A 25,266-nucleotide genomic window follows, 5' to 3' on the forward strand; every position below is an offset into this window, starting at 1 on the left:
CCAATCAACGGCCAAATTGTACAACTCATAAAAAATAGACAAACTCGATTTTCATCGAGTTTGTCTACAGTCTGAAAACGCTAAAAGCGTTTGTAATTCTTTTCAAGTGGCTCTAGATAGTGAAAATTTGTTTCTAGAACTTTGCATATAATGGTGGGGAGAAGAGTTCTTTAGATCACCTCGGCAGTTGAAATTGGAAAACCTTTCCGTTAACATGGAATAGAATCATATATTAGGAGGTTGTACATTGGCTTTACAAATCAAAGAAGTTACGAAAAAATTCGGGGATTTCACAGCTGTCAATCAGCTTGATTTAACGATCCCCGAGAAAGAAATGTTCGGTTTTTTAGGTGGGAACGGGGCGGGGAAAACGACAACGTTCCGGATGATACTCGGCCTGCTTGACCCCACTGAAGGCGAAGTGATCTGGGATGGTAAGAAAATCGATTATACGACCAGCTCATTGATTGGCTATCTTCCAGAGGAACGCGGGCTATATCCTAAACTGAAGGTACGCGATCAAATTGTGTATTTGGCTAGATTAAGAGGGATGAACAAACGAGATGCTTTGAAAGAGTTGGAGTATTGGCTAGACCGCTTTATGGTGCCCGAGTACATCGATAAGCGGGTAGAAGAGCTTTCAAAGGGGAATCAGCAAAAAATCCAGCTGATCGCCTCCATGATTCATAAACCTGAATTACTTATCCTTGACGAACCATTCAGCGGGCTGGATCCGGTTAATGTGGAAATACTGAAGAAAGCGGTCATCGACTTAAGGGACAGCGGCACGACGATCGTTTTCTCGAGCCATCGCATGGAGCATGTTGAGGAGATGTGTGAGCATCTTTGCATCATGCATAAAGGTTCCCCGGTTGTGGCTGGAAAATTAAAAGAAATTAAGCGTTCTTTTGGTAAAAAGAATGTTTCAATAAAAGCCGATTTTGATTTATCTTTCCTGGATACTTATTCAGGTGTAACAAAAATTAAGAACACGATGGAGGGGAAAATCCTTCAAGTCACTGGTGAAGATGTAGCTGAGAACATGATTCGTGATCTCGTTCCAAGAGGTTTCGTTCGAAAATTTGAATTGGAAGAACCTTCGCTTACGGATATTTTCATTGAAAAAGTAGGTGCCGTCTATGAATAAATTTTGGATTGTCCTTTCCCATACATATCTATCAAAATTAAAAACGAAATCCTTTATCATTTCTACAATCATTATGATGGCCTTGATTCTTGTCCTTACGAATATTTCGAAACTTATAGATTCATTCGATAGTGATGATCAGGAAAAGGTTGCTGTCATCGATCAGACTGAAGATGGCATATTTGATTCTTATAAAAATGCGGTAGCAGGTGTGAACGAGGGCATTTCGGTAATATCCGCCCAGGATGAAAAAGCAGCGGAGGAAATGGTCAGCAAAGAAGAAATCGTTGGGTATCTGTTGATCAAAAAGGATGAGACCCTCGGCTTCAAGGGAACGTATAAAGCGAATCAAATTTCAGATTCAATGGTAAGTAATGATTTGCTTCTAGCGCTTACCCAATTGAAGGGCCAAATAACAGCGAAGGAATTGAAATTGACAGAGCAGCAAATCGCACAATTGAATACGCCGCCAGCATATGAAACGATTGCGCTTCAGAAAAATGCAAAAACAGAAGAAGACCTCAATCAAGCTCGCGGTCTTGTGTATGTGCTCTTATTCGTCATTTACTTCGGTGTGTTGATGTATGCAACGATGATTGCAATGGAAGTAGCTACTGAAAAGACTTCACGGGTCATGGAAATCCTGATTTCAAGTGTCCCGCCAGTCACGCAGATGTTCGCAAAAATAATGGGGGTAGCTTTGCTTAGTCTTACTCAAATGCTTTTATTTTTTGGCGTGGGTTATTTCTCGATTAAACAAAACTTGACAGGTATGGATGAAGGATTCTTCTCGTTTTTTGGATTCGGCAACATCAATATCTCAACGATCATTTATGCAATCATCTTCGCTTTGCTTGGTTATCTTCTTTATGCGACTCTTGCTGCATGTCTGGGGTCCGTTGTCAGCAAAATTGAAGATGTCCAGCAAATGATTTCACCGATGACCATGTTAGTTGTCATTGCCTTCATGATTGCGATGTTTGGACTAGGGAATCCGTCAGCCAATTATATTACGATTACATCATTCATTCCATTCTTCACGCCTATGATCATGTTCCTGCGCGTAGGCATGCTTGATGTTCCATTCTGGGAAATCGCCATCAGCATTTCAGTGTTGATCCTAACCATTGTTTTACTTGGTATAATCGGATCAAAAATCTATCGTGGTGGAGTCTTGATGTACGGAAGCTCAAAATCACTGAAAAGCATTAAAAATGCCCTGCAATTATCAAAGAAAAATTAACATGAAACCTGGATCCTTCATTTCCTGTTGGAGGTTTCCAGGTTCGCCGTCATTACGCGTGTGTGCCGCAGTAGTTTCTATAGCAGTTTACACAGTTAATAAAAAAAATTGGGGATTTATGAAAAAGGTGCAAAAAGGAACATAGATATAAGGGAACACACGTAAAATGAATTCCATTTATGGAACCATGATCAGGAGTGAATTATCTTGAGCAATTTTGTAACTTTGACGATAGCTTCAGAAGCGTTTCTCTTGCTATCCTTCATCATCATGTTTTTATCGGCCAGGAATGGGAAAAAGAATGCTCTCTTGGTTATCCTGTTCATCATTGGAGGTGCGCCGCTTCTATATCTAGCCATTGATCATGCGACCAGCGATTACTTGGACGCGAATATCGGATTGGGCCTTGCTTTTATGTTCACCTGGATATATAGCGTAATAGCTTTTATCATTGGCATCATTCTTTTAGTGAAAAAGAAAAGGAATAATGATAATAATATTTCAAAAGAACAGTAATCATCACATTGGAATCATAAATTAAATGAAAATAAAAACGCTGAGGATACATGAGTAGCCTCTAGCGCAGTTTGTAGACAAAAGGGGTTCGGAATGTTTTAATTCCGGACCCCTTTTGAAATCCCCTTTTTAATTTTTCTCAAGATTAAGAGATGGGGCCTCTACGAGCCCACTATATTAAGCCATTCTTGGGCGCCCTATCTCTGAATACATATCTTTCACCAAGTCATATATGAATGAGAAGTCAGTGGCGGCCTCCATTTTTCGAACAAAATGGTTCGCTGGCACCAGTTGATCCAAAGTAATCATTTCAAGTTGATCTCGCTGAAAAGAATGATGTTTCGAAAGCTTCGTCATCACCTCAAGTTTTTATACTCCTATTTTAAAACAAGGCTGTTTTCACATACTTTGTTGCTATTTACCAGGTTGTGAGTTGTGGTTGATTTCCCCTCCAGATGCTCGCTTTCCGCGGGGCGGGCGGTGAGCCTCCTCGGTGTAAACGCCTGTGGGGTCTCACCTGTCCCGCTGCTCCCGCAGGAGTCTCGCACTTCCGCTCCAATCAACCTTAAATAGTTTCGTTTTAAAAACAACAATCTTTACGAAAAGAGCCTAAAACAAAAAAGACTTTAGGCAAAAGCGGTTCTATCTAATTGTTAAAACAAAGTTGATTGGAGCGAGTGTCGAGACTCCTGCTTAGAAAATGGCGTCTAGGGGAGAACCCCCGACCGCCCGCGGAAAGCGAGTGCCCAACGTTCCAATCAACGTTCGAATTTTTACAACCTTCAGCGTTTAGTTTGGGCTAATGTATTAATAAAACATCCTCACTACTCGCATTTCTTAGGCAAAGAGGACCTTGGCTGGTAACTCCCAAAATATGAGTTTCCTAACTAAAGAATAGAAAATGGTAAAAAACGAATAGTAAATAAATAAAGAACGTAAATCTCATTCTTTACATAGGGTAGGAGGGTATGGTATATTAATTTCTAGGAGGGATGGAAAATGGATGAAATAATGAATGGGCATGATTCGATGAACGAAGATGAATGCTGTACGACCTCTTCCCACGGCCGAAAGAGTCATCACTCGGATTCAGTAAAAAAGAATTTAACGACCCGGTTAAATCGCATCGAAGGTCAAATTCGCGGTATAAAGGGTCTTATTGAAAAAGATACGTACTGTGACGATGTGATTACCCAAATAGCTGCTACTCAAAGTGCGATGAATAGTGTGGCCAAGATTTTATTGGAAGGCCATCTTAGGAATTGTGTGGTTGAACGGCTGAATGATGGGGATACGGCGGTTATAGATGAAGTGCTTGTAACGATACAAAAATTAATGAAGAAGTAAAGGAGAAGTGGTTTTAAATGGAAAATGTAACATTGAATGTCAGTGGAATGTCTTGTGGTCATTGTGTGAATGCTGTTGAAGGTAATGTAGGAAAACTTGCAGGTGTTGAAAGCGTAAAAGTGCATTTGGAAGCAGGCAAAGTAGATGTAGCTTTTGATAAAGAAAGAGTATCACTTGAAAAAATAAAAGAAACAATCGATGATCAAGGCTACGATGTCGAGTAGACGAAAAAAGTGCTTCTAAGGCACTTCTTTTTTACAAAAAAATATACCCCATAGCGGTATGGGAAGGCGTGATGATGTGAGCAGCCATATAAAAGAAACAAGTATGCAGATATCAGGCATGACTTGCGCTGCCTGTGCAACCAGGATTGAAAAAGGGTTAAACAGAATGGAAGGCGTGGAAGAAGCCACCGTTAATTTGGCTCTTGAGAAATCAGTCATAAAGTATGATTCAGAAAAATTAAGCAACAAGGACTTTGAAAAGAAAATTCAAGATCTTGGCTATGGTGTAGTGAAAGAGAAAAAGGAATTTATGATTACTGGCATGACCTGTGCAGCCTGTGCTACCCGAATTGAAAAAGGGTTAAATAAGTTGGATGGAGTGAGCCTGGCTAATGTGAATCTGGCGCTTGAAAATGCGACCGTCGAATATGATCCTTCGGAAGCGTCCCCAGTTGATATCATTCAACGAGTGGAGAAGTTGGGGTATGGGGCGATCATCAAGGAAGATAATATGGATTCAGTGGATTTCCGTCAGAAAGAAATTCAAAAACAAAAGAATAAATTCACCTTTTCCGTCATTTTATCTTTTCCATTGTTATGGGCAATGGTTAGCCATTTTAGTTTTACTTCGTTTATCTATATGCCTGATTTCCTCATGAATCCTTGGGTGCAAATGGCATTTGCCACCCCCGTGCAATTCATCATTGGAAAGCAGTTTTATGTTGGTGCTTATAAAGCCTTGAAAAATAAAAGCGCCAATATGGATGTATTGGTCGCAATGGGAACATCCGCTGCCTATTTTTACAGTGTCTATCAGGCGATCATTTCGATTGGATTCCATCACAATACGGCACAACTTTATTTCGAAACAAGTTCGATTCTTATCACCCTCATTCTTTTAGGGAAGCTTTTTGAAGCAAAAGCAAAAGGACGTTCTTCCGAGGCCATCAAAAAATTGATGGGGCTTCAGGCCAAAACGGCATTGGTGTTAAGGAATGGTGAAGAGCGTGACATACCACTTGAAGAGGTCATTGTAGGGGATACGGTTTTGGTGAAGCCGGGTGAAAAGATCCCTGTCGATGGAGTAGTGGTTGAAGGGAACTCGGCAGTCGATGAATCCATGTTAACGGGTGAGAGCATTCCGGTAGATAAAACAATCGGGGATACTGTGATAGGTTCAACATTGAATAAGAATGGTTTTCTCCAAATGAATGCGACGAAGATCGGAAAGGATACAGCTCTTTCTCAAATCATTAAAGTCGTCGAAGATGCTCAAGGGTCCAAAGCTCCGATTCAAAGGCTTGCTGACCAAATTTCCGGTGTCTTCGTTCCTATCGTTGTCGGAATCGCCCTTTTAACTTTTCTTGTTTGGATTATAGGGGTCAGCCCTGGAGAATTCCTACCTGCTTTTGAAGCGATGATTGCAGTGCTAGTCATAGCTTGTCCCTGTGCTTTAGGTCTGGCCACCCCCACATCCATCATGGCAGGATCAGGGCGGGCTGCAGAATTCGGTATTTTATTTAAAGGCGGGGAGCATTTGGAAACCACTCACCATATTGATACGGTCATTTTGGATAAAACGGGAACGGTAACGAATGGTACCCCTGTGTTAACCGATGTCATCATCGAGAATGGAATGGAAGAAGATCAGTTTTTATCTCTTATTGGTGCAGTTGAAAAACAATCCGAACACCCTCTTGCCCAATCCATCGTTCAAGGAATTCAAGCAAGACAGGTATCACTTGCAGAGGTTGGGGAATTCGAAGCGATACCTGGTTATGGGGTGAGAGCTGTAGTGGATCAAAAAGAGCTATTCGTCGGGACGCGAAAATTGATGAAGCAAAATAACGTGGATATAACAAATGCGCTAACAGCGATGGAAGAACTTGAAGTGCAAGGGAAAACCGCGATGCTCGCTAGCATTGAAGGTGAATATGCAGGCCTCATTGCTGTTGCGGATACGATAAAAGATACCTCGGTAACGGCTATAAAAAGGTTAAAAGCAATGAATATCCAGGTCATCATGATAACAGGGGATAATCAAAGGACAGCAAATGCCATCGGCAATCAAGTGGGCATTGACCAAGTGATTGCAGAAGTACTTCCTGAAGGGAAAGCAGAGGAAGTTGAAAAACTGCAGGCCGCCGGTAAAAAAGTGGCAATGGTCGGGGATGGGATAAATGATGCACCAGCACTTGCACTTGCTGATATAGGAATGGCTATCGGAACCGGGACGGACGTAGCCATGGAAGCTGCCGATATCACTTTGATCCGAGGTGATTTGAACAGTATCGCAGATGCAATCCTCATGAGCAGGAAAACGATGCGAAATATCAAACAAAACCTATTCTGGGCATTTGCTTATAACGTAATCGGAATACCAATTGCCGCAATCGGACTGCTTGCCCCGTGGTTAGCGGGTGCTGCCATGGCTTTCAGTTCTGTATCAGTCGTTTTAAATGCACTGCGCCTTCAACGGGTAAAGCTATAAAAAATCATATAACCATAAAAAGAAGGCATTGGTAATTATCAATGCCTTTTTCTATCTTAATGACTAATATGATTTGAGAGTTGGATTTGCCATTACATATAAAAAGCCGATAAATCCTAGGCAAGGGGACAATCGGCATTCATCTGGAAAATGAACTTTAGTTATTTACAGCGACTCCTGCCTGATGTTCCTTTATTATCGAGGTTGCCATGCCAAGCTTATTTTAAACAGTAAAATACAAAATCTGTAGGTACGCCACGCTCGCCGTGTTGATGGAGCATCGCTGACACATTACCCCGATGATAGGTTCCATGGTTCACTACATGATGGATGAGGTCGGCAAGTACAAACTCACAAGCCCCCATTTTGGGGTGTTCGGTTACAATGGTCCGTTCCAGATCAGGCTGCGTAGCAAGAAAATCATAATAATCCTTTGCAAGTGCATCATAGCACGATTCTAGTTCATTTATTGAAACTCCAACCACTTCTTCCCGCCGCCGTTCAACTTTCTTAAAAGTATCTTGAATGGTGCTTCCTTTCATTATCTCCAACCATGTGATATCTGTTGCGTAAAGGTGAACCAGGACGTCCTTAATGGATGGAAAGACACTTTTTATCGTGTCGACATAGACTCCGTCAGGTAATTGTTTTAAGTTATGGAAAACTTGCTGATTAGCCCAAACATGGTAATCATACATTTTCGTGGCACGGTTCTTTTCCATTTTTCTCACTCCTTCTATTGTTACTTAACCCATTTCGACAATAATTAAAGAATACCTTTATCAAATCCTGCTAAAAATCTTGATATTAAAGAGGGGAATTTTCCTGAAAAAGTAAAAGGAATGCTGAGTGTTCCTATGCCAAACATTCCTCATAGTTCCCATTTCTAATCCTTCGGTTTTATTCTAAATATGCTCAATGATTAATCCAGTAACTTTCTATTGATAAACACGTATATAATTGTTAAAAAGACAAATATGGCTAGGGTAAGAATTTTACCTTCATAATGATAGTCGATCATGCTGTTTATAATCATTAATAAGCCTAATGGAAGAAAAAAGCCGCTGCCTGTCACTATCCCCAATAAGGATTTATTTTTAATCATTTTTTCATTAAATCCAGCTAACAGCCATGTTTGCTTTTTGATTCCCACTAAATAGGAAATTAATAAAAAAGCTATACCAATGATCAATAAACCATAGTCCATCTCAATACCTCCAATAAGATTTATTCCTATTAATTTATTACGATCTATAATTACAAAAGTTTCCTTTTATTCAAAAAAAAATCAATCTCCATCAGAATGACGTAATTCTTGTCTTGAGCGGGGGAAATTAGAAAAAAAACGCACTAAAAAGCGGTAGGTGTTTTCTCTAGTTAGATAGCCATTGTTATAGCTTTATTTTTTCAAAATATACTATTATTAGAAGTGTAGGCCAAGGCATCAGTCTTTCCTATTTTTTATGATAGAAAAAAAGTCAGAATCAAAAGAAGATGAATCCTGGGCACTTTGTGGGTTAAGCGTTTAACGCTAAAACTTTTTTCTAAGCTAATCAAGTCAGTATGCGATGGCTGACCATCCCGGGGAAAAAAATGCCCATGTAGACAACTGTTCCTTTTGCTACTATATGTCCCGAAAATTGGATATGGAGGGAACTCCATGCCCAGCTTAATTTAGATGAACTATATTAAGACAAACCTAGGCTTTTGACCACGTTGACATTTTATAGAAAACATATCCAAATAGTGATTATCAAAATTCATAAATGCATACAAATAGTTCAAGTTCTCAATTAATTAAAAAAGAGTTTCCACAAAGTTTGAAAAAAGAAGAAGTTTTCTCTCACTCGCGACTGGTGGTTATTCTGTTAGTTTAAATAAATGACTTACCCTAAAAAAGGAAGATTTTGAGGCGTTTGTTCAATAATATAAACATTATTTTGATTCAATTAAATTTTTTAGAAGGTATCTGATAATTTGTCCCATGCAAATGCCTCATTATATACATACCATGATAAAAGATGCTATCCTACTATTGCCATTACGGCTGATCCATCAATATTGTGTTGGCCATTGTTAAGGGGGGCTATCCACTATTGATATTTTTGCAGTAGAGACAGAGTAAATGATTAAGGGTTTCTCAAGTGGGAGATGTCACAGACATGATGAAATAATAAAGGTGATAGGCAACCAATTTGTCAATCAGGGATGAACTGCATAAACAGAGATTAGAAGTATCATTAACCATGCGAACGACTTGAAAATCTGGAAGTTCAAAGAACGTGACTATACAGAAGTTGTGTTACAGATTGAAAAACAAAATCTTTTAAACTCATGAGTGTCTTGATACTGTTTCCGAATTAATTTGTTAGAGAAAATAGAACCGTCATTGATTCCAATCATGGATGGCAAGCGGGGTAGTTTATCCTAAAACTGGCTTGGGCTGATTTTCAGGATTCAAGCGTGTGAAAAATTCTTTCTATTAGAAATTATCGTTAATAATAATAACTCTTATCGAGAGGTGGGAAAAAATGAAAGCAGATGCCGTTTTTGAAGGTGGGGGGGTCAGGGGAATTGCTTTTATTGGAGCGATTCAAGCAATGGAAGAGGAAAAAGTAGAATGGGAAAGACTTGCTGGGACATCAGCAGGAGCAGTAATAGCTGCTCTTTTGGCTAGTGGCTATAAAAGCCATGAAATTAAAGAACGGTATAGTGAAATCAATTACTCAAAGCTTCGGGGCAGGACAATTCTGAATCGAATTCCCATTTGTGGATTCTTTTTGGAACTTATGGTTCATCTGGGGATTTACAAAAACGATTATTTGGAAACATGGGTGGATTCTCTTCTTTCAGAAAAAGGGATTAAGACATTCGCGGATCTTCCAGATGGAAAGTTGAAGATAATTGCTTCTGATGTTTCGAATGGCCAGATGCTTATTTTGCCAGATGATTTGGATCGCTATGGGATGACTCCTGCTGATTTAAAAGTTTCAACTGCCGTAATGATGAGTGCCTCCTTACCATTTTTCTTCCGTCCGGTTATTTGGAAATCAAAAGACCGGAAAAAATCCTACATTTTAGATGGTGGTTTACTTAGTAACTTCCCAATATGGATTTTTGATACAGACAATCCTCGCTTTCCAACGTTCGGATTCCATTTTGTTAAAGATGAAGTTAACATAGATGCAGTTATACCAACGCCAATCCACCTTTTCAAAAATATATTTAAAACGATGCTTCAAGCCCATGATTTACGTTATATGAACAAAGAAACGATTGAACGCACGATTCAAATTCCTACTGGCGGCATCAACGCTACGGATTTTGAACTGAATGAGGATGAAATCGACTTTCTCTATAAATCAGGCTATACTTCTGCAAAAGAATTTTTGTCGAAGTGGGATTTTGAACAATATAAGGTCAAACGCTTGCAAAGAGTCAAAAAAGAGTAGGAGAAACAGGGGGAAAGAGGGGACAAGGAGCTGTTACAACGGCTCTTTTTCTTATTGAATGAACGAACCAATCATTTAATTCAAAAGCAATAAGTGGAATTACAATCATAAAAAATTAAGATAATATATTATTTTGATATTGCTTAACAAATATTATAAAAGCATTTAAATGTATGAGGAAATGAGACTTTTAAAAATTATTAGATGACATAATAAATAGTATCTTTTACGACGTCTATGTGAACCAATCAAAGAATTGACCGAACATAAAAAACTACTTCTTTCGAAAAAATTCTTGACTGAGACATATTCCAAGTCTTGAATGAAGTCATAAAATTCCACAGCTTCTAAAAGAGGTAACGATAATTTGGATAATGATTCTTCAGACCCTTTTTTTTATATATATTTATAAAAATAAAATAAATCTAGTTATATTTTCATACTAATGTTAATGTAAAGTGGTAGATAATACCTAAACATGGAAAGGAGAGGATTTTATAAACAGATATAGAAATCGGAATTGTTCCCGCCTCAGCCTTCAGCCTCTACTTAGATCACTCCATAAACAGCATCTTCTATGAGAGAATTTATTTCTTAAATGTAGGAAAAATGTTAAGAAAAAATCTACTAGAAGGGGAATAGAATATTATGAAAAATATATTTGCCTTTTCATTCTGAGATTGAAAATCTATATAATGAAGTTATGAGTATTAATACACTTAACTCAGGGGGTATAACTGCATATGGACCTATATCAGGTGGATCAACAATAACTGAAATAGCTCCTATTTATAGAACCTACAAAAATACCGGTATAAATGAAGCCAAAAATCTAATTTAAACTGACAGATAGTGTATTCGCTAATTGGCTTTTTGTAAAGTTAAATAGCTGGTCCAAAATTAGTCCAACTTACGTGGGTTCTTGGGTATCAAGTTCATATAGCACTGCAGAAAAGAAAAGAAATTATCATGCGACAGTGGTTCATTATGGCAAAAGTAATTACACATCACCTAATCAGTTCAATATTTCCAATGCAATTACTGGTTTGGGAAATAATAAATCGAGGAAATGGGGAATAAGATGAATTTGAAAATATTATTGAGAATAGGTATCTTTTTATTATTTTCTTTTCTTATGATTTTTGATTATTTCCCTCATCTCGTTCTCAAAGACATTCCTAAAACTGCACTGACAATTGGAATGATCTCATTAGCGGTTGTCTATATTGTCATTAATCGAAAGACTGAAAAAGATTGTGAAAATGCATTAATTGGAGAAGCAGTATTTATTTTTTATATGTTAGTGCTAATAGGCTTATTAACGGTAATGGGCGGAAAATCTCCTGTAGGAATCTCTTTGAATAATCCTATGTTATGGTTTGTTTTATTATTGACAATCGTTGATATGACCGTAAGATATAGGAAAATGAATGCTTAGAAAACGCTAAACTTATGAAATTGGGGAAATTCCGGACGAAAAAACAGCCAGTTGGCTGCCTATTTACTTCATATTATCTCAGACTAAAGCTTTAGGCACATAACATGTACTTTATTATTTTCTTATAACGAACGAAGGAGCCTTTATAGCTTCTTCGTTTGGTTGATTAAGAGTTCCCTTATTTCATAATAAATTGAATCGTATAATCTTTTCCATTGATACTCTTCAGCAAGAATTTAATTAATTCTGCGTACCTTTCCTCAAGCCAATCTCGAGCGAATACATTAGGTGCAACTAATGTCATTTGGTCACTTTCAATAGAAGAAAAGTACACATCTTTCATCCAAGTCTCATAGCTCGGTTTAGAGATCTTTTTCTGCATTTGTAATTTAACAAGGGAGAATATATCCTTATCGTCCAACAATTCATTATGTATTGACACATCTTTTAAAGGAGGTACAGCCTCTTGATCCGGGTTTAAATGATCTATTATTTGAGTGACACGATTTAATTCATGTCTTAGTGAAAGTTTTAGCTTTAGTAACTCCTGCATTAAAAAATCTTTAGATTAATCATTACTATCCATTGTACGTCCCCTTGATGTCTGGTTATCTTTCTATTATAACTTTTTTATGTTCTAGTCCCATGGCGAATTCTACACGAAATAAGGTAGAAAACTATACTAGGAAGCAATAGGTAAAAGTCCAAGAAAAATCCATGAAGTATTAGTTCATGGATCTTTTTAGACATATTCTAAATCATTTGGTTCTTTTTCATTTGTAAGTAAATTCAACAGTTCATCTAGTTCCTGGCTTTTATGTAATGTTTTTGGGGCAGTAAATCCATAAATCAATCCGGTGTTTATTAGTTCTTTCCTCAATATCTCAATTTTTTCAAATAATGCTTCCATACTCTCCAATGCAGAATCCTCAAGTGCTTTCTTTTTTTGTCATGAAACTATTATTACATAAATTAGGATGTTTTTAAACCAAAGGTGAATATTGACTTATAAGATTATTACTGAAGCATTTTTAGTCCGATTTTAGAAAACTATGATGATTTCTAAACCTTCCTTTGAATCAAGGTTTCCTTACTGCGGTGGGATCCAACCACGTGATGGCGATCTTTCTTTTATTCCATTATTTCGCTGGCTTCTTTAGGCTTTTATAGTTTTAAAGGTTTATTGTAAAAATAGCCCATAGCAGTTATTTGTAACGATTAAATAAATGATTCATTAAGAAAAATAGGTTGAAAGAATGGTGTTGTAGGTAAAAGTTTGTAGGTCTATGTAAATGTATGAGTGAATCAGATCTGTTTTATTGATTTTAGAGACCCATAAGTCCTGCACGGAAATCCCTAATTGGAAATTTGTTGATTTACACTTATTCATACACCTTTAAAAGGGCCATACTATACTTGAAACAGATTCAAATAATAGGAGGGAAAGATCAATGAATAATGAAAGAGCAATGGATGATTTAATTAAGAATTGGAGCGAATTAGGTAAGAATATGGACCGCCGAAACTTTATCCAGGGAGCAAGTAAACTTGCCGGACTTTCATTAGGTCTTGCCCTTGCTCAATCAATGGGCGGGATTGAAGTGAATGCTGCCCCGAAATTCAGTGATTTTCCATTTAATCTTGGTGTAGCTTCCGGTGATCCGCTCTCGGATAGTGTTGTTTTATGGACAAGGCTGGCACCTGATCCGTTAAATGGAGGAGGTATGCCACAAGAAGCCATATCCGTTAAATGGGAAGTGGCAAAGGATGAAAATTTCAGACAGATTGTACAACAAGGCAAGGAAATAGCCAGGCCGGAACTTGGCCATTCCGTTCATGTGGAAGTAAGCGGGTTAAAACCGGATATGGTCTATTTTTACCGTTTTAAAAGTGGAGGGGAAGTAAGTCAGACTGGGAAAACGAAAACACTTCCGCCAATCGGTTCAAGTGTTTCAAGCCTGTCATTCGCTTTTGTTTCATGCCAGCAATTTGAGCATGGTTATTATACGGCATATAAACATTTGGCAAAAGAAGATTTGGATCTTGTCTTTCACCTTGGCGATTACATATATGAGTACGGGCCAAATGAATATGTTGCTTCTACAGGTAATGTCCGTGTACATAACAGTCCGGAAATCATTACTCTTGAGGATTATCGAAATAGATACGCACAATACCGCTCTGATACTCATTTAAAAGCGGCACACGCTGCTTTCCCATGGGTCGTGACTTGGGATGATCATGAAGTTGAAAACAATTATGCAAATGTCATTCCGGAAAAAGGACAATCGGTTGAAGCATTCATCAAGAGAAGGGCAGCCGCTTATCAGGCTTATTATGAGCATATGCCCCTTCGTAAATCTTCCTTGCCAAAGGGAGCGGATATGCGGTTATACCGAAATTTCACTTATGGCGACCTGGCCTCTTTCTTCGTATTGGATTCACGCCAATACAGGGATGATCAGGCAAACGGCGATGTCAGTTCACCGCAAACGCCTGAGTCACTTGATCCAAATCGTACATTACTAGGTCAAGAGCAGGAACAGTGGCTAACTGATAATCTTTTGAAATCAAAAACGAAGTGGAATGTGCTCCCACAGCAGATTTTCTTTGCACAACGGAATTATGGAACACCTACCGCTCCCAAATTCAGCATGGATTCTTGGGATGGTTACCCGGCTGCTCGTGATCGTTTGATTGATGTAATTAAAAGTAATAATATAGAAAATTTGGTCGTGTTGACCGGTGATGTACATGCAAGCTGGGCAGCCAATTTAAAGACGGATTTCAATGATCCAAATTCAAGGACTTTCGGTGTGGAGTTTGTCGGCACATCCATTACATCCGGTGGAAACGGAGCAGATAAGCGTGCGGATACGGATAAAATACTAAGCCAGAATCCACATATCAAGTTCTTTAATGATTACCGTGGGTATGTCCGATGCAAAGTAACACCAGAACAATGGAAGGCGGATTACCGTGTAGTTCCTTTCGTGACAGATCCAGGAGCGGATATATCAACAAGAGCATCCTTTGTGTTTGATAAGGATCAAACTGGACTAAGAAAGGTTGCGTCAGCAACGGTTACGGAAGGTATCCAAAAAACGAAAGAAGTCGAGGAAGATCGGACACGGGCCCATAATCGCGCACATGAAAAACAAAGAATGAACAGGCAGAGGAAAGTCACTAATTGATAGAAAGACAAGGAAATGTGAATGGGAAAATAATTATACTTGATTGGAGTGAATGAGAATGCTTTCTAATATAGGGATACCTGGCCTGGTCATCGTCCTCGTGATTGCACTGATTATTTTTGGACCGTCCAAGCTGCCGGAAATCGGCCGTGCATTTGGTCGAACTTTATCCGAATTCAAAAGTGCAACCAAAGGATTGGTGAATGATTCAGATAAAGAGGATGAAAACGAGAATAAAGCTGCGTTAAAAGCCGTTAAAAAAGAGGGATGAATTTAATGGGATAGAGCGGGCGGAAAGACTCGCCTGCTTCTTTTCATGAGAAGAGTTCGAGGGATATTGGATTTAGCAATTCTAATACTTATATATGGCTTGTAAATTGTCAAAAAGGAGGAGTGAAAGTGGAGAGCAAGGATATACACGTTATTGAGCATATGGAGGAACTCCGAAGCAGAATCATTAAAACACTGATAGGTTTTCTCGTTTTTTTTATAGTGAGTTTCATATTCGTACAGGATATTTATGAACTGCTTATTAAGGATTTAGATGGGAAGCTTGCCGTGCTTGGTCCAAGTGACATCCTGTGGGTCTATATGATAATTGCTGCAGTTTGCGCAATAGCTGCAACGATTCCGCTAGCTGCCTATCAGTTATGGCGCTTTGTGGCTCCTGCATTGAAACCGGAAGAGAGAAGAGTTACATTTCGGTTCATTCCTGGGCTGTTCATCTTATTCATCACAGGTATCTCATTTGGATATTTTGTGTTGTTTCCAATAGTGCTTGGTTTCCTCACTTCGCTATCAGCCGGGCAATTCGAGATGATGTTCACAGCTGAAAAATATTTTCGGTTCATGATTAATTTGATCCTACCATTCGGGATTTTATTCGAAATGCCGCTTGTGGTCATGTTCCTGACCAGATTGGGAATCATCAATCCAACAGTGTTGAAAAAGTCTCGTAAGATTTCTTATTTCGTCCTGGTCATCATCTCTATCCTGATTACGCCTCCTGATATGATTTCGGACATTTTAGTTATCGTCCCTTTGCTTGTGCTTTATGAAGTGAGTGTGCAGCTGTCCAATATGGTTTATCGAAAAAGGCTTATGAAAGATGAGTCATCATTACCTGTAACATGAAATGGTTAGCTGCTATTGAAAAAAACATTTCTTGGGAAATAGTCAATGGAACACTAAAAAGTTGAGGGACATAATTCCCTTAACTTTTTTATTGCGGAATAATATTTGCTGGATCACTTTCTAATCCATTTTTTATCAGGTCCCCACATCTCCAGGATATGGCATCCGTGGGAATCTAAACTAAGTCAATGGAGGCAATCATTAGAATGAGTGAAGGTTAATACTGCGCTTCACTATGTAAAGTCCTTCATGAAAGTGTTTGATCTTTCAGGTAAAACCGGTATATACATAGCCTATAACTTGTAATATAACCTGTAAAAAGTACGGGAATTGAAAATTCAAATCATTTTTTGGAATCATATTCATTTAGGTAAATCAAAGACTCTGTACCGTTTCAAGGAAATCATAAGTTACATAGTTGGACAAAAGGCCTGCAATCCCTAAATGATTATAAGTGGCATGTTTTATTTTATTTATTAGAAGGAGAGGGGATTATGGTTAGCGAATAATTGTAATCACTTGACATAAACCAACCTATTTTAATTTCACCCAATCATTTTAAACAAAATACCATTAATACAAGAAACCCCAACATGAATAAGGTAAGGGGTCATTCCAAAGGAAGCATTATAAAATCAATGTGATTGTAAAGCTGAATGATTCGAAAAAATTGGATGGAGAAATGAATGTTGATTACATCGTTCAAGTATAAATATATATCTAGGGAGGAAAGCATTATCAAAATATTGAAAGGGGTGGTGAGAAATTTATGAGGGATTTAATGAAAATTATCGCAGGCAACATTTTCATGACCTTTGCCTATGCTTTTTTAATCGTTCCCAATGAAATTATTAATGGAGGCGTAACTAGCTCGGCATTATTATTGCATGCATTATCAGGTTATAATATTGCCATGCTCGCCAATTTAGTTACAGGATTATTGTTAATCATTTGTTTAGTTTTTCTGGGGAAAGAGTACTTTTTTAAGTCAATTTTAAGTTCCTTTAGCTATATGCTGTTCTTCAATTTTTTTTATTCATTGAATTTTGATTTTGATGTGAATATTGTTCTAGTGATTCTTATTTCATCGATTTTGATAGCGATAGGATACTATTTCTGTATAACAGCAAATGCCTCCACTGTTGGCTTTGACGTGATCGCCTTAATATTACATCATAAGAATGAAAAAATAGATATTGCAGCGACAATAAGGATTATTAATCTTATCGTACTAATATTGGGCCTTCTTGTTTACGGTTATACATCGATTGTTAAGGGAATTGCGTTTACATTGTTTTTTTCATTTCTTTTAAAGAAAATGCTGGATAGGAAGCATAAGGCCTTAATGATAGGAAGGGATAGTGCGTTCGATGAAACCTCCAGTGTGAAAGAAGTAAAATGAAAAATTAGAGGTTAGCAGTGATTCTTGTATTAAGGGCCGCCATGTATTTAAATTTTCATTTTGTTATCTAAATATTCTGATTTTTAAATTGACTTTAAAAAAATCAGAGTGTATTATACACATAGAAAGTGGTACTAACATCATGACGTAGTGATGTTCGAGTCGCTTCGGATTTCAAGCCTTAAGAAAGGAGGAATAGTGATATAGAATCTTAAGTTCATAGCGTCATTTCCAAGTTCCCACTATCTTTGTGAAAGTGTAAAGGACAGGCAGCTGAAAAGCCTTGTTTTTACATTCAAGTAGCGATTATCTTAGTTGATTCCCCAAAATATTGAAAGTTGGTGGAGGGTATGAAACATCAACAGGAAGAACTGAAGCCAGGTCTGAAACAAAGACATTTAACGATGATATCTTTGAGTGGTGTCATAGGAGCTGGTTTATTCGTAGGAAGCGGTATCATTATTGGTCAAACGGGCCCCGGGGCGATTTTATCATATGTTTTGGCAGGCTTGATCGTTGTTTTAGTCATGAGGATGCTTGGGGAAATGGCCACAGTGAATCCGAATACTGGATCTTTTGCCGTTTATGCAAGAGAGGGGATTGGTGAATGGGCCGGTTTTACAACAGGTTGGTTATATTGGTTCTTTTGGGTTATCGTAATCGCTTTGGAAGCAACAGCGGGAGCTGCAATCATACACAGCTGGCTTCCTTCCGTTCCCGTCTGGGTCATAAGTCTATCTTTGATTATCCTATTGAAAATGACGAATATTTTTTCCGTAAAATCGTTTGGTGAGTTCGAATACTGGTTTTCAATCATTAAAATAATCAGTATCATCCTTTTTTTGTTCCTGGGCGTGGCAGTGATATTAGGTTTTATCCCAACGATAAAACCACCTGGCACTTCTAATCTTTTGAATTTTGGCGGTTTTATTCCAAATGGGATAAGTTCTGTGCTTGTTGGTGTCGCAATTGTTTTTCATGCTTTTGTTGGAGTGGAGATTCCCGCGATTGCCGCTGGTGAGACCAGTGATCCGGTAAAGTCAGTCAGAAGTGCATTGAATAGTGTAGTTTGGCGAATCCTGATTTTCTATATTGGGTCCATCGCCATACTAGTGACGCTATTACCCTGGAATTCGGCTTCTTTGCTGAAAAGTCCATTTGTTGCTGTACTTGAAATGATGGGTATCCCTTCTGCTGCCCTGATCATGAATTTAGTGATTCTCATTGCGTTGCTTTCTTGTTTGAATTCGGGATTATATACAAGTTCACGCATGTTATTTTCACTTGCACAAAAAGGCGACGCTCCAAAGTTATTTTCAAAAGTGAGTAAAAACGGCGTTCCTATATTTGCTGTAGTCGGCTCTACCTTATTTGCCTTTATCAGCACCATTTTCAGTTATGTTTCACCTGATAAAATCTTTTTCTTTTTAGTGAATTCCTCGGGTGGAGTCGGAATTCTTGTTTATCTGGCCATTGCGGTTTCACATCTCCGATTAAGGAAGAGAATGGAGAAAGAGAATCCCGGAGTTTTCAAAATCAAGATGTGGTTATTCCCGTATTTGACTTATGCGACCATAATTTCCATGATTTCCGTGTTAATATTAATGGCATTTATCGATTCGCAGCGTCCACAGTTTATTTTTACCATGCTATTTAGCTTGATCGTTATCTGTTCATTCTTTTTCCTTCGGCGAAAAAAAGCGAAGTATATGGAGAATGAATTAAATATTGTTTCTGGATCCCCTAATTCTGAAAAGTTATAGCTTTGGCTCTAAAGCATTGATTTAATTTAAGGTAATGCTTCGTTTACTTCTATGGAATTCCTCAGACAAAATTCTTCAATCACTAATCAGCTAGAATATGATTTCCCATAGAAAAAGAGAGTTGTGCCAACAAGTGCTTGGTGACATCTGTCTTTAAATCATGAAGGAGGGATTATGTTGAATGGTTTCCGTGTAATTACTAGTGGGGTTGTCCTTGGAGCCATATTGCTATCAGGCTGCAACAATTCAAGCGAACCAGACGAGGCCCAACAAGAAAATAGTCCAGTCATGAATGAAAATCCAGATTCAAATACGGGTGAAACCCCAAATGCAGAGGTTATTAAAAAAGGTGTCGAAGATGTGATTCAATCCATTAAAGGATTGGAATCAGAAATAAGTAAGGAGGCGGATTCAGGGAAAATTCAAGAAATGGGAAAAGAGATCAGTTCTACTTGGGATTCGATAGAAAAGGAAGTGGAAGATGAATACCCTGATTGGTATGAACGGATTGAGAAAACCCTTTACCCATTAATTGGGGAGTCAGGGAATCCGGATAAGGACCTTGAAAAGATAAAACGACTCTCTGAAGCTACTAAAGAAGATCTACAGTTATTTTTGGAAGAAGTGAAATGAAATTCTCTTTATACCTAGGTTATCACAAGTGGGAAATTTATAGGTTTTAACAGGTTTAGCAAGTTCGGTGATTTTGGAGGGTGTAAGCGATAGGAGGGGACATAGTTTGGAAAGTGCAAAAGAATGCAAAGAGGTTCAAGCTGTGATATTTGATTGGGCAGGAACGACGGTGGATTATGGTTGTTTTGCACCGGTCCAAGCATTTGTCGAGATTTTCAGGATAAGGGGGATAGATATTACCATTAAGGAAGCAAGGGAACCTATGGGTTTATTGAAAATGGATCATATAATGGAACTCCTGAAAATGAACCGAATCTCCAATTTATGGATTGCTAAATTCGGGAAAGAACCGGACGAAAGAGATCTAAAATCATTATATATGGACTTTGAGGCTTTGCTTTTTAAGGTTCTCAAGGAAAACGCCAAGCCAATACCAGGCGTAATTGAATTAGTCAGCCGTTTAAGGCAGCAAGGAATAAAAATCGGTTCGACAACAGGGTACACTCGTGAAATGATTGATGTTGTTAAACAAGAGGCGGAAAAATGGGGCTATCAACCAGATTCCATCGTTGCGTCTACCGAAGTGCCTACAGGAAGGCCTGCCCCTTGGATGTGCTTTAAGACGGCGATGAATCTCCAAGTGTATCCACTCAGTAAAATCGTTAAAGTTGGCGATACGATAAGTGACATCAAAGAAGGCATTTCTGCAGGAATGTGGACTGTTGCCGTATTGAAGGGCGGCAGTGAAATCGGCCTTTCTGAAGCAGAAATCAACGAAATGGACCCATATGATCTGCAAAAACGGATGAAACATGCAGAAAATCGTTTTTGGAATGCAGGTGCCGATTTCGTAATTGATGATATAGGTGATTTATTGGAGATCATCGATAGGATCAACTACAGATTGACAGAAAAAAAGGATATATTTATTGGTTAAAAAAGATTCAAATACATGAGTTAGTGACTATGATGGCAAAGGTTTTAAATAAATTCAAAATATTCAATTTATTCATTGACTGTTTCATCCAATGGTAGTATTATACATCTTATAACTGGTACGGACGTCGCAACGTCACTATCAGAAATAACTAAAATTAAAGGAGAATGTGCTATGGTCGAAACAAAAATGTTAAGAGGAACGAAAGTTAAAATGACACCAAGTGAAGCCATCGTTGAGACATTAGTGGCTGAGGGAGTTAAACATATTTCTGGAATTCTGGGATCGGCTTTCATGGATATGCTTGATTTATTGCCAACTGCAGGCATTCGTTTCATTGGTGTCCGCCATGAACAAAGTGCAGCACATATGGAAGATGCGTATTGTCGTGTATCAGGTGTTGCTGGAGTTGTCATCGGGCAAAACGGACCTGGAATGACGAATATGGTCACCTCTGTTGCAGCGGCCAATCAAGCTCATACTCCTATGGTGGTCATATCACCTTCAGCTGGTACACCAACAGTTGGATGGGATGGTTTTCAAGAATGTGATCAGGTATCCATCTTCAAGGCAATCACGAAAGAAACGGTTAGAGTGACACACCCAGGCCGGGTCGCTGATTGCCTGAGGACAGCATTCCGGATTGCCTATGCCGAAAGGGGACCGGTTTTATTCGATATCCCCCGTGATTACTTCTATGGTGAAGTGGAAGATCAAATACTTCAACCACATCAATATCGCGTAGATGAAAGGGGCTGCGGATCTTCTGCATCCTTGGATAGAGCAGCTGAAATTTTAGCTGAGGCTGAGTATCCTGTCATCATTTCCGGGAGGGGAACGGTTGATTCAGATGGTATTGAGGAAATTAAGGATATTGCAGAATATTTAACGGCACCGGTAGCTGTCTCCTATATGCATAATGATGCCTTTCCTGCCGATCATCCATTGTCAGTCGGCCCAATCGGTTACATGGGTTCAAAGGCTGCCATGAATACACTTAAGAAAGCGGACGTCATATTGGCGGTCGGTACAAGATTATCGGTATTTGGAACGTTACCATGCTATGACATTGATTATTTCCCTAAAGATGCGCAAATCATCCAAATAGATATTAACCCAAGGCAAATAGCGAGGACGCACCCTGTGGAAGTCGGGATCATCGGAGACGCCCGTGAAGCGAGTCGTGAAATCTTGAAACGGTTGAAGGCTAGTAAACCTAACCTAAAACAAGAAAAAGGGCGGATTGTCGAAGTAACGAATGAAAAACAAAAATGGGAAGAAGAATTGGTGAAACTTGCGATGATCGATGGAACCCCGATCAATCCGCGTCGTGCCCTATTGGAATTGACTAAAGTGTTGCCCGAAAATGCCATCGTTACTACAGATATCGGTAATGTATCGTCAACTGCAAACGCTTACTTGAAATTCAATCAGAGCCGCAGGCATATCGCTGCGCTTACATTCGGGAATACGGGATTTGCTTACCCATCCGCATTAGGTGCCAAATTAGCTGAGCCGAATACACCTGTTATAGCCATTGTTGGAGATGGCGCATGGGGAATGAGCTTACATGAAGTGAGTACGGCTGTAGAAGAAAACATACCGGTCATAGCATGTGTCTTCAATAATAATGCATGGTGCGCAGAGAAAAAGAACCAGGTCGATTTTTATAATAACCGTTTTGTAGGGGCTGATATCCAAAATCCTGATTTTGCAGAAGTTGCCCGATCTATGGGTGCTGTCGGCATTAGAGTGGAAAAACCTGAGGAATTGGGTTCTGTCATCGAAAAAGCAATAAAATCAAACAAACCGACTGTCATTGATATACAAGTGGATGGAACACAATTAGCTCCTCCATTTAGAAAAGATGCATTAAAAATGCCTACTAGATTATTAGAAAAATATTCTCATTTAGATCATAAAAACTGGGATAAATAATGGTTCGAAAAGAGTGATATGACTTGTGCGATGACCTGAATAGGGGTTATCGTTCCATCACCAATTCGCTCTAAAGATCTGTAACAGCATGGGAACTTAACTTAATTGCAATTAATGAAAAATAAGGGGGTTTCAATAGTGAAGATGGAAACTGAAACGAAAGACCTTGTTCAAATGGATAAAGACCATTTATGGCATGCGATGCATCGCTATAATGAGAAGGATGCTCCCATGATGGCTAAAGAAGGATCCGGTTCATGGTTCACAGATACTAAAGGTAATAAATATTTAGATGGGGTTTCCGGTTTATGGTGCTTGAATCTTGGTCACGGACGAAAAGAAATCGCGCAGGCAGCCTATGAACAAATGATTAACTTATCTTACTTCCCTTTAACGTTAAGCCATAAGCCGGCAATCGAATTATCTGCAAAAATAAGTGAACATTTAAAGGGCTCCTATACCACTTTTTTTACGAACAGCGGCTCTGAGGCGAATGAGACAGCTTTCAAGATTGCCAGGCAATATCATTCACAAAATGGAAATCCAGGTAAATACAAATTCATCTCTAGGTATAGAGCTTATCATGGTAATACTTTCGGGGCGCTAAGCGCGACCGCACAGGCGAACCGGAGAGTGAAATATGACCCGGCGGTTCCAGGTTTCCTGCATGTGCCACCGCCGTACAGTTATCGAAGCCCATTTGGGGAAAACGTTGAAAACTCCGATTTGCTAGCAGCCGAATATATCGATCAGGTAATTAATTTTGAAGGGTCCGAAACGGTAGCCGGTGTTATTCTTGAACCATTCATCTCTGGTGGCGGGGTCCTCATTCCTTCGAACGAATACTTAACAAGAGTTTCAGAAATCTGCAAGAAGCATGATGTTCTCTTGATTGTGGATGAAGTGGTTTCAGGTTTTGGAAGAACCGGAAAAATGTTTGGATTCATGCACTCCGATGATGTCCAACCTGATATTGTAACGATGGCAAAGGGTTTAACCAGCGGTTATCTTCCACTTGGAGCAACTGCAGTGAATTCTAGGATATATGAGAAATTCAAAGAGAATGGAAAGTTAAATCATTTCAGGCATGTGTCAACATATGGAGGCCATCCAGCATCTTGCGCAGTTGCTCTAAAGAATATTGAGATCATAGAAAATGAAAAAATCGTTCAACGAGTATCTGAACTCAGTGAATCGACACTCAGTGAACTCTTTGAATTGACAGCACTGGATAAAGTAGGGGAAGTACGTGGTGTTGGATTTTTATATGGCATTGAATTAGTGGAAGATAAAAAGAAAAAAACACCTGTTTCCGATGAGTTCATGGGTAAAATAATAGGGGCTTGCAAGGAAAAGGGCCTTATCATCGGCCGTAATGGTGATACAGTTCCTGGATATGGAAATGTATTGATCATTGCACCGCCTTTATCTTCGACCGTTGAAGATTTACGCTTTGTCATTGAAACGGTTAAATCCGTTTTATATGAATTATGCTAACCATAAAAGATGATTAGCTTTAGGGTGCTATATTTATAGACGAATTTGAAGATGGGCATGATATGTCTCCCCGTTTGACATCCATGTCCATTTTTTCATATTGGGTCTCACAGTGTGGGAAAACTGGGAGAATCCGAAGTAGGAGGAAATATGCAATCACAACAAAGGTTATTGGTGGTTCTTGCTCATCCCGATGATGAATCATTCCTGTGTGGCGGAACCATTGCCAAAATGTCTGAAAGAGGTGTTCATATAACTTTACTATGTGCGACAAAAGGCGAAATGGGCAGGCGCATGGGAAATCCCATTCTTACTACAAGGGAGGCATTGCCTGAACTAAGGGTAGAGGAGTTAAAAAGAGCTTGTGAAGAATTGGGGATCAGCGACCTGCGATTTTTACACGTAAGGGATAAAACGATTGAATTTGAAAGCTTCGATTTATTGGCGGGGAGAATCGTAAAGGTGATTCGTGAGGTTCAACCGAATGCACTAGTAACATTCCATGAGAAATATGGCGGGCATCCAGACCATTGTGCGATTGGCCGTGCTGCCGCATTTGCTTTCTTAAACTCCGGTGATCCCGATTTTTATCCAGATCCAGTATTTCCAGCTATTAAGGTTCAAAGTTTGTACTTTGTCCTTTGGCATGCCTTTTATGATGAATGGTTAAAGGAAAACGGGCCGGGGAGTATCACAGAAGTCAATATAGCAGGGACTTTAAAGAAAAAGATCCGTGCCTTAAGGTCACATCGTTCTCAGACTTTAGCCGTTCCTGAATTGTGGACGAATCAAAATCCAAGCTTGCCTTTTTTAAAGGAATCCGAGTATTTTATCAAAGGGAATTCATTTCCTAATCTAGAAGAAACCGATTTTTTTCAAACGATTGAAAGGATGGGATGATATTTAGTTT

Annotated in this window: 22 protein-coding genes and 1 pseudogene; 18 read left to right on the forward strand and 5 right to left on the reverse strand. The window is 38.9% G+C overall.

The annotated features are described in order from the left end of the window. The first annotated feature begins 247 nt into the window (after window positions 1-247). From SB775_RS12545 to SB775_RS12555, 3 genes are all read left to right on the forward strand, one after another. Window positions 248-1,147: an ABC transporter ATP-binding protein gene (locus SB775_RS12545; RefSeq protein ID WP_061462806.1), complete on the forward strand. Its 900-nt coding sequence runs from the start codon at window positions 248-250 to the stop codon at window positions 1,145-1,147. Next, window positions 1,140-2,390, forward strand: coding sequence for an ABC transporter permease (locus SB775_RS12550; protein WP_410861796.1), 1,251 nt, complete (start codon window positions 1,140-1,142; stop codon window positions 2,388-2,390). The genes SB775_RS12545 and SB775_RS12550 overlap by 8 nt, the downstream gene beginning before the upstream one ends. 207 nt (window positions 2,391-2,597) lie before the next feature. Beyond that, window positions 2,598-2,906, forward strand: a complete 309-nt coding sequence (locus SB775_RS12555; RefSeq protein WP_089363285.1) for a hypothetical protein — start codon at window positions 2,598-2,600, stop codon at window positions 2,904-2,906. Window positions 2,907-3,095: 189 nt separating this feature from the next. On the opposite strand, the pseudogene SB775_RS12560 reads toward SB775_RS12555, so the two are convergent. Then, window positions 3,096-3,263, reverse strand: a pseudogene (locus SB775_RS12560) (transposase); the annotation flags it as partial. 654 nt (window positions 3,264-3,917) lie between these two features. Here SB775_RS12560 and SB775_RS12565 point away from each other — a divergent pair. The 3 genes from SB775_RS12565 (at window position 3,918) to SB775_RS12575 (ending at window position 6,968) form a co-directional block, all read left to right on the forward strand. Next, window positions 3,918-4,253: a metal-sensitive transcriptional regulator gene (locus tag SB775_RS12565; protein WP_089363317.1), complete on the forward strand. Its 336-nt coding sequence runs from the start codon at window positions 3,918-3,920 to the stop codon at window positions 4,251-4,253. A 17-nt stretch (window positions 4,254-4,270) separates the two neighbouring features. Next, on the forward strand, window positions 4,271-4,477 hold the full coding sequence (gene copZ / locus SB775_RS12570; RefSeq protein ID WP_061462811.1) for a copper chaperone CopZ: 207 nt from the start codon (window positions 4,271-4,273) through the stop codon (window positions 4,475-4,477). Between the two features lie 76 nt (window positions 4,478-4,553). Next, window positions 4,554-6,968 (forward strand): heavy metal translocating P-type ATPase, encoded by a 2,415-nt coding sequence (locus SB775_RS12575; protein WP_410861797.1) that lies wholly within the window; start codon window positions 4,554-4,556, stop codon window positions 6,966-6,968. Window positions 6,969-7,186: 218 nt separating this feature from the next. On the opposite strand, the gene SB775_RS12580 is transcribed toward SB775_RS12575, so the two are convergent. Together SB775_RS12580 and SB775_RS12585 are read right to left on the reverse strand one after the other, a co-directional pair. Further along, window positions 7,187-7,690, reverse strand: a complete 504-nt coding sequence (locus SB775_RS12580) for a DinB family protein (protein ID WP_089363288.1) — start codon at window positions 7,688-7,690, stop codon at window positions 7,187-7,189. A 200-nt stretch (window positions 7,691-7,890) separates the two neighbouring features. Next, window positions 7,891-8,175 (reverse strand): DUF3784 domain-containing protein, encoded by a 285-nt coding sequence (locus SB775_RS12585; protein ID WP_089363289.1) that lies wholly within the window; start codon window positions 8,173-8,175, stop codon window positions 7,891-7,893. A 1,324-nt stretch (window positions 8,176-9,499) separates the two neighbouring features. Between SB775_RS12585 and SB775_RS12590 the strand changes: the two genes are divergently transcribed. Both SB775_RS12590 and SB775_RS12595 read left to right on the forward strand, forming a co-directional pair. After that, the gene (locus tag SB775_RS12590) at window positions 9,500-10,420 is read left to right on the forward strand and encodes a patatin-like phospholipase family protein (RefSeq protein WP_089363290.1); all 921 of its coding nucleotides are present in this window, start codon (window positions 9,500-9,502) and stop codon (window positions 10,418-10,420) included. A gap of 1,081 nt (window positions 10,421-11,501) precedes the next feature. Then, window positions 11,502-11,858, forward strand: coding sequence for a hypothetical protein (locus SB775_RS12595; RefSeq protein ID WP_410861798.1), 357 nt, complete (start codon window positions 11,502-11,504; stop codon window positions 11,856-11,858). Window positions 11,859-12,036: 178 nt separating this feature from the next. Here the strand turns inward: SB775_RS12595 and SB775_RS12600 are convergent, their stop codons facing one another. Both SB775_RS12600 and SB775_RS12605 read right to left on the reverse strand, forming a co-directional pair. Further along, the gene (locus SB775_RS12600; protein ID WP_410861799.1) at window positions 12,037-12,411 is read right to left on the reverse strand and encodes a DnaA N-terminal domain-containing protein; all 375 of its coding nucleotides are present in this window, start codon (window positions 12,409-12,411) and stop codon (window positions 12,037-12,039) included. A 189-nt stretch (window positions 12,412-12,600) separates the two neighbouring features. Then, complete coding sequence (locus tag SB775_RS12605; protein ID WP_089363293.1) at window positions 12,601-12,768, reverse strand: aspartyl-phosphate phosphatase Spo0E family protein; 168 nt, start codon at window positions 12,766-12,768, stop codon at window positions 12,601-12,603. A gap of 541 nt (window positions 12,769-13,309) precedes the next feature. Here SB775_RS12605 and SB775_RS12610 point away from each other — a divergent pair. From SB775_RS12610 to SB775_RS12655, 10 genes are all read left to right on the forward strand, one after another. Continuing rightward, window positions 13,310-15,052 (forward strand): alkaline phosphatase D family protein, encoded by a 1,743-nt coding sequence (locus SB775_RS12610; RefSeq protein ID WP_410861800.1) that lies wholly within the window; start codon window positions 13,310-13,312, stop codon window positions 15,050-15,052. Window positions 15,053-15,110: 58 nt separating this feature from the next. Next, window positions 15,111-15,323 carry a twin-arginine translocase TatA/TatE family subunit gene (locus SB775_RS12615; protein ID WP_061462820.1) on the forward strand — a complete coding sequence of 71 codons (213 nt, stop codon included), beginning with the start codon at window positions 15,111-15,113 and terminating at the stop codon, window positions 15,321-15,323. A gap of 161 nt (window positions 15,324-15,484) precedes the next feature. Next, window positions 15,485-16,186, forward strand: a complete 702-nt coding sequence (tatC, locus tag SB775_RS12620) for a twin-arginine translocase subunit TatC (RefSeq protein ID WP_410861835.1) — start codon at window positions 15,485-15,487, stop codon at window positions 16,184-16,186. Window positions 16,187-16,967: 781 nt separating this feature from the next. Beyond that, complete coding sequence (locus SB775_RS12625) at window positions 16,968-17,588, forward strand: YitT family protein (RefSeq protein ID WP_289337693.1); 621 nt, start codon at window positions 16,968-16,970, stop codon at window positions 17,586-17,588. 350 nt (window positions 17,589-17,938) lie between these two features. After that, on the forward strand, window positions 17,939-19,351 hold the full coding sequence (locus SB775_RS12630) for an amino acid permease (RefSeq protein ID WP_284471040.1): 1,413 nt from the start codon (window positions 17,939-17,941) through the stop codon (window positions 19,349-19,351). Between the two features lie 177 nt (window positions 19,352-19,528). After that, the gene (locus tag SB775_RS12635) at window positions 19,529-19,984 is read left to right on the forward strand and encodes a hypothetical protein (protein ID WP_410861801.1); all 456 of its coding nucleotides are present in this window, start codon (window positions 19,529-19,531) and stop codon (window positions 19,982-19,984) included. A 106-nt stretch (window positions 19,985-20,090) separates the two neighbouring features. Next, window positions 20,091-20,921: a phosphonoacetaldehyde hydrolase gene (phnX, locus tag SB775_RS12640; RefSeq protein ID WP_089363299.1), complete on the forward strand. Its 831-nt coding sequence runs from the start codon at window positions 20,091-20,093 to the stop codon at window positions 20,919-20,921. A gap of 174 nt (window positions 20,922-21,095) precedes the next feature. Continuing rightward, complete coding sequence (xsc, locus tag SB775_RS12645; protein ID WP_125163301.1) at window positions 21,096-22,859, forward strand: sulfoacetaldehyde acetyltransferase; 1,764 nt, start codon at window positions 21,096-21,098, stop codon at window positions 22,857-22,859. A gap of 144 nt (window positions 22,860-23,003) precedes the next feature. Beyond that, window positions 23,004-24,356 carry an aminotransferase gene (locus SB775_RS12650; protein ID WP_410861836.1) on the forward strand — a complete coding sequence of 451 codons (1,353 nt, stop codon included), beginning with the start codon at window positions 23,004-23,006 and terminating at the stop codon, window positions 24,354-24,356. Between the two features lie 150 nt (window positions 24,357-24,506). Next, complete coding sequence (locus tag SB775_RS12655) at window positions 24,507-25,256, forward strand: PIG-L family deacetylase (RefSeq protein ID WP_410861802.1); 750 nt, start codon at window positions 24,507-24,509, stop codon at window positions 25,254-25,256. The last annotated feature ends 10 nt before the right edge of the window (window positions 25,257-25,266 follow it).

The organism is Peribacillus sp. SIMBA_075, assembly GCF_046534585.1.